Raw genomic sequence first — 5444 nt, forward strand, 5'->3', positions numbered from 1 at the left:
CGTGAAGCAAGTATTTTTGTGGCTCCAAAACTTTTGGGTCAGAGTGATCTTGCCAGTAAAGAACAGTTGGAACTGGAGACGCCCAGAAAATGTTATGTGTGCAAAACAGAGTTTACCAAAATGCATCATTTTTACGACTCAATGTGTCCCGATTGCGGAGATTTTAACTATGCCAAACGTTTTCAAACGGCAGATGTAAAAGGGCAAATTGCCTTGATTACGGGGTCTCGTTTGAAAATTGGTTATCATATTACATTAATGTTACTGCGAGGTGGAGCAACGGTAATTGCTACTACTCGTTTTCCAGTCGATTCTGCTTTGCGTTTTTCCAAAGAAGATGATTTTATGGAATGGGGACATCGCTTGAAAATTCACGGATTGGATTTGCGACATATTCCGAGTGTGGAGATTTTTTGCAATTTTATTGAGCAAAAATACGGGCGATTGGATATTCTGATTAATAATGCAGCACAAACTGTGAGAAGGCCTGCTGGTTTTTATACGCACTTAATGGAAAATGAAGAGCGTCCAATTGGCTCTTTGCCACAACAAGCGCAAGAATTATTATTGGATCATACCAATTGTTTGGACGAATTAAAAGTATTGACTAGTGGAGCTTCTTCCAATCAAAATATGCCGGTAACTTGGCATGGACCAGAACCAGGAATTGGTTTAAGGGCTTCTGCCAAATTATCTCAGATTCCATATTCTTTTGACAATACATTGGTAGCACAAGAAGTTTTTCCAGAAGGAGAACTTGATGCCGATTTGCAACAGGTAGATTTACGAAAAGTGAACAGCTGGCGTTTGAAGTTGGGGCAAATAGAAACCACAGAGATGATTGAAGTACAGCTTGTGAATTCGGTTGCACCTTTCGTGTTGTGTAACCGCCTTTCGGAAGTGATGAAGAAAGATAACACAGGAAAAAAACACATCATTAACGTTTCGGCTATGGAAGGAAAGTTTTACCGTGATTTCAAAGAAGACAGACATCCACATACCAATATGGCAAAAGCCGCCTTGAATATGCTAACTCATACTGCAGCAGGAACGCTTGCCAAAGACGGAATTTTTATGAATGCCGTTGATACTGGTTGGGTAACTGACGAAGATCCGGCAGAGTTGGCCAAACGAAAACAGGAAGAACAAGATTTTCAGCCACCGCTGGATATTGTAGATGGCGCGGCGCGGGTTATGGATCCGTTGTTTGACGGAATCAATACAGGGAAGCACTGGTGCGGGAAATTCTTGAAAGATTACAATCCGATTGCTTGGTAAAAAATAGATTCATTGCGATGAGTTATATAACGAAAACTAAAATATTTAATAATCAGATTTATAGCTAAAAAGATTTGCTTAATATTTTTTAGGATTTAAAGTAATTTTCAAACCAAGAGAAAATAATGCATAATCCTGGCTGAAATTAGAATTCGTTAGATTATTACTGTATTGGAATTGTATTTGTAATTTAATATTTTCGAGGCCTCCTTGAAGAGTTAAGGCAGGTTCTATTAACCAATAGGAATTATTTGCTTTCAAGTAGTCAACATCATATAAATTTCCGCTAACAGAATTGTAATTTAGGTTTGCAAATCTACTGGATAAAGATGCATTAAAGTATTTGCTGCTAAAGCTTATGCTAGGTTGTAAACCAAAACGAGTGAAGGAGGCATTAATTTCTTGCGGGGTATTGATGTCTTCTTCATATTTTAGACTACCAAAACCCAATAATCCGTAAGTTTCAAAAACGAAGTGTTCTGATATATTCCTATAATAACCGGGGCCAAATTCTATGAATTTACCAGAACCATATGATGAACTTTCAGAAGATTTAACCCAATCTGCATTAAGCTGTAATGCAATTTCATCTGTTATTCCGTAAGCGCCTTGCAATTCAGTTCCTTCTGTGCTTTCTGAGCTGTTAATAGTTAACTGTATATTTGTTTGACCTTTGTTCTTTATTACGGGCACATTTTGGGTATTAGGTACATAATAAATAGGACTGCATCTGGTAAATGTGGCACAAATCAAAAATAAAGTTATAATTTTCATTGGATTGAAATTATTTTAATATTTGGATGTGGTCAGTCTTTAGTAGAAATGGGTATGGTGTACGAAATTTACATGTTATTTTAATTATAATATAAAATTTTGCAAACAACAATTGTCTTTTGTTGTCTGAATTGTTTTTGTTCTAGAATTGTTAAGTCTTGTTAGGTCGATTTAGGATTTAAAAAAAAATACATAGAATTATCTTCAGTTGTGGTTTTTTATTGCCATACTTCACTAGCGTAGAAAATAATCTACTTGTAAGATGTTGACAGATTCGGACCAATTCTGACTTTGTATCAGTTTAGTTGAGTTTCGGGCTTGTAATGGCTTTAAGGAGTTAGTTTTTTGACTTCTTTTTGGACAACTTGTTCTATATCTACAAAGGTTTCTTTTTTGATTTCTCTGAATTTTTTGATAAAAGATGCAATCTCATTTTCTAATTTCTCGTGCTCGCTTCTAAATTTATGAGAATCGTATTTAAAAGGATCATCAATTAGTTCTGCTAAATGGGCTAGATGTTTAGATGTTTTCTCAAGCAGTCTATCACAGTTTATGTTTGTTTCTGACAAACCGGATGATAAATTTCTCATTTCTTCTAGATTTTCTTTGTTGATTAGCGAAATGAAATATTTGTCAACAAGATGATACAAAAAATGCAAATCCTCTTTGTAGAACTTCAAATCTGACTGCCAATGTTCGGTCAGAATATACAACTCTCTATATTCGGCAGTCCAGGTGAAATCTCCTTTTGGTCTTAAACTAAAATTTCCCATAATAGTTAAGTATAAATAAGTGTGAATGATTTTTATTTTATAAAAAATAATAGTTAACTAATTGAATATTAGTATTTGTTGTCGTTTTTTTAATAGAAATAAAATCTATAAAAACCAATAGTAAATTTAAGGATTTTATTTTGAACAAACTTTTTTTAGTTATTGTTTTTTGCAAACGAATGTATATGCCGTCCAAACGAATGACCCTTTGCAGATAAATAGTTGTTTTTGGTTTATTGTAGTAAATGGCAAGAGAGTTTGAAGAAATAAGTGTTTACCCAATTTCAATCTGCATTGGCTCAGGTTATAATTGATTTTATGTTTTTACATTAGTCAATAATATGTTATTCAGCTAAAAACAAAACCACAACAGAATCATATTTTGTTGTGGTTTTGTTTTTTTATTGTGAGCTAAATTTAATTCCTCTTGAGTGAATGCTCCTAATTTACTGAAATTAGTTTAACATCAAAAATGAGTACCGAACCACCGGGAATACCATTGTAATAATAATTTCCGTATCCTAAATGTGCAGGTATTAAAAGGATGCCGCTACCTCCAGCTTTGAAATGAGGAATGCCTTCCGTCCAGCCCTTAATAACTTGATTAAGTCCAAAAGAAATTCCGGCAGAACTGCTTTGATCAAATATACTTCCATTGGTGAAATAACCTTTATAGGCTACAGTTACATTAGATGTTGCAGTTGGTTGTGTTCCGGTTCCAGGGTCATTAATTACATAATACAAGCCCGTATCGCTTTTTTGTGCTGTTAATTTGTTTTTGGCTATATAGTCGCTAATTTCTTTGTCGTTTTTGGTAGTGTAATCAATAGGTTCGTTATTCTCCTCGGCTTTTGTGCAAGAAATAAAAAGTGTTAAAGTCACTAAGGCAGATAATAAATATTTCATAGAATTGTTTTTTTAAGTCACTAAAATAATAAAATGCGACTGTTATTTTTGTTTAACAATTAGCGAAATGAAAAGTAATCGCTTGATATAGAAAAACCACGACAAAATTTTGTTCTGTTGTGGTTTTTCTGAAGTTGTTATTTGACTTGCTCAGATCGGAAACATCGAACTAGTTTACCGAAATTAATTTTACTTCAAAAATAAGTGCTGAACCTCCAGGAATAGGGCCCATAGTGCTATCTCCATATCCTAAATGAGCAGGTACCAAAAGAATACCGCTACCTCCAGCTTTAAAATGAGGAATACCTTCTGTCCAACCTTTTATAACTTGATCCAAGCCAAAAGAAATTCCTTCAGGACCGCTTTGGTCAAATACGTTTCCATTAGTAAAAGAACCTTTGTAAGCAACGGTTACATTTGATGTTGCAGTAGGTTGCGCTCCAGTTCCTGGTTCAGTAATCACATAATATAAACCAGAATCGCTTTTTTCGGCCTTTAAATTATTTTTGGCTATGTAATCGGTGATTTCTTTGTCATTTTTGGCAACGTTATCAACAGTTGCTTCTTTTGTTGGTTCTTTTGTTTCTTCATTTGTTACTTCTTTGTTTTTGTTGCAAGAAATAAGAAGAGTCAAGGCCACTAGGGCTGATAATAAGTGTTTCATAGAAAAGGGTTGTTTTTTAAGATCGCAAATATAGTAAAAACTGATACTGATTTTTTGTTAAAAGTATTAGTATCCAAAACTCTGGGATATGTCTATCTGGATTTCCTGTTTGCTAGTATTAAAACCCTTCTCCGTCATTAAAATAGAATGTTTGAGAATCGCGCCCTAATCCAAAATTGACAATAAAATTGGTTAATGTGTCTTTGTCTAGAAGGACTCTTAAGCCTACTCCAATCGCAGGCTGGATAGATTCGAATAGCCCTAGGTTTGTGTCAACATCACTTGCCGTTGTGGCATTGGCAAAAACCGTTCCGCTTATCATTTGATTTTTGGTAATTGGGAAACGATACTCGCTTTCAAAATACATCAGGTTTGTACCTCTAAAAAGTCCTTGGATATACCCTTTTCCACTACGGCTGTTTTGGTCCCAGCCAATAGCAGGAAGATTTAAATAGGGGAGTTTACCGCTGGCCAAAAACTGACCATAAGCCCAAAAGCCTAATACGTATTGTTTGTTTATTTTGCTAAGAGGTATAAAATATCTGGATTCAAGCAATAAAGTGGAACTACTGTGTCTGTTAAGATCGGTTTGCGGATTGTAGCGGTAGTTCATGTTCAGAAACAAACCTTTATTGGTATTTATTAAATTATCCCTAGTGTCGTAGATCAAATTTAGACTCATTCCATTGACCGCATAATTCTTGTCACTGAAACCATATTTTTTTGAATAATTATAATGGTAGGTGTATTGTCCATTGGCAACATCCAAAAGATTATCATCTATGTTGGAATAACTGTCAAAGTGGATTCCCGCTCCAATAAAAAAAGAAGGAAAGATATTGTATGAAACCGTTTCATGAAATTTAAAGTAATTGTAATTCATGGGTTGCTCTATAGAACTAAAATTAAAATCTTTGAATTCTGAGCCCCAAGGTATAATATCTGTTCCTAAACCAAAATTGGATTGTGAGAAAATATAATAACGAAAATCACCGCTAAAGTAGAATTTGTCATTACTGATGTACATATTGTTTTTCAAATAAGTCAGA

At 34.4% G+C, this 5444-nt stretch carries 6 protein-coding genes; 1 reads left to right on the forward strand and 5 read right to left on the reverse strand.

Going from position 1 to position 5444, the window contains the following annotated elements; translation table 11 throughout:
- Positions 1 to 1278: SDR family oxidoreductase (locus VFS71_RS00100; RefSeq protein ID WP_326398620.1), on the forward strand; the 1278-nt coding region annotated here is incomplete at its 5' end.
- Positions 1279 to 1356: 78 nt separating this feature from the next.
- Here VFS71_RS00100 and VFS71_RS00105 read toward each other — a convergent pair.
- The 5 genes from VFS71_RS00105 to VFS71_RS00125 all read right to left on the reverse strand — a co-directional run.
- Positions 1357 to 2052, reverse strand: coding sequence for a hypothetical protein (locus VFS71_RS00105; protein WP_326398621.1), 696 nt, complete (start codon positions 2050 to 2052; stop codon positions 1357 to 1359).
- A 329-nt stretch (positions 2053 to 2381) separates the two neighbouring features.
- Entirely contained in the window at positions 2382 to 2825 is a 444-nt protein-coding gene (locus tag VFS71_RS00110) for a hypothetical protein (protein WP_326398622.1), read from the reverse strand.
- Between the two features lie 441 nt (positions 2826 to 3266).
- Entirely contained in the window at positions 3267 to 3731 is a 465-nt protein-coding gene (locus VFS71_RS00115) for an FKBP-type peptidyl-prolyl cis-trans isomerase (RefSeq protein ID WP_326398623.1), read from the reverse strand.
- Positions 3732 to 3900: 169 nt separating this feature from the next.
- The gene (locus VFS71_RS00120) at positions 3901 to 4395 is read right to left on the reverse strand and encodes an FKBP-type peptidyl-prolyl cis-trans isomerase (RefSeq protein WP_326398624.1); all 495 of its coding nucleotides are present in this window, start codon (positions 4393 to 4395) and stop codon (positions 3901 to 3903) included.
- 118 nt (positions 4396 to 4513) lie between these two features.
- A partial coding sequence (locus VFS71_RS00125) for a hypothetical protein (protein ID WP_326398625.1) occupies positions 4514 to 5444 on the reverse strand: 931 nt, incomplete at its 5' end.

Source organism: Flavobacterium sp. (genome assembly GCF_035760125.1).
Classification (GTDB): Bacteria; Bacteroidota; Bacteroidia; order Flavobacteriales; family Flavobacteriaceae; genus Flavobacterium.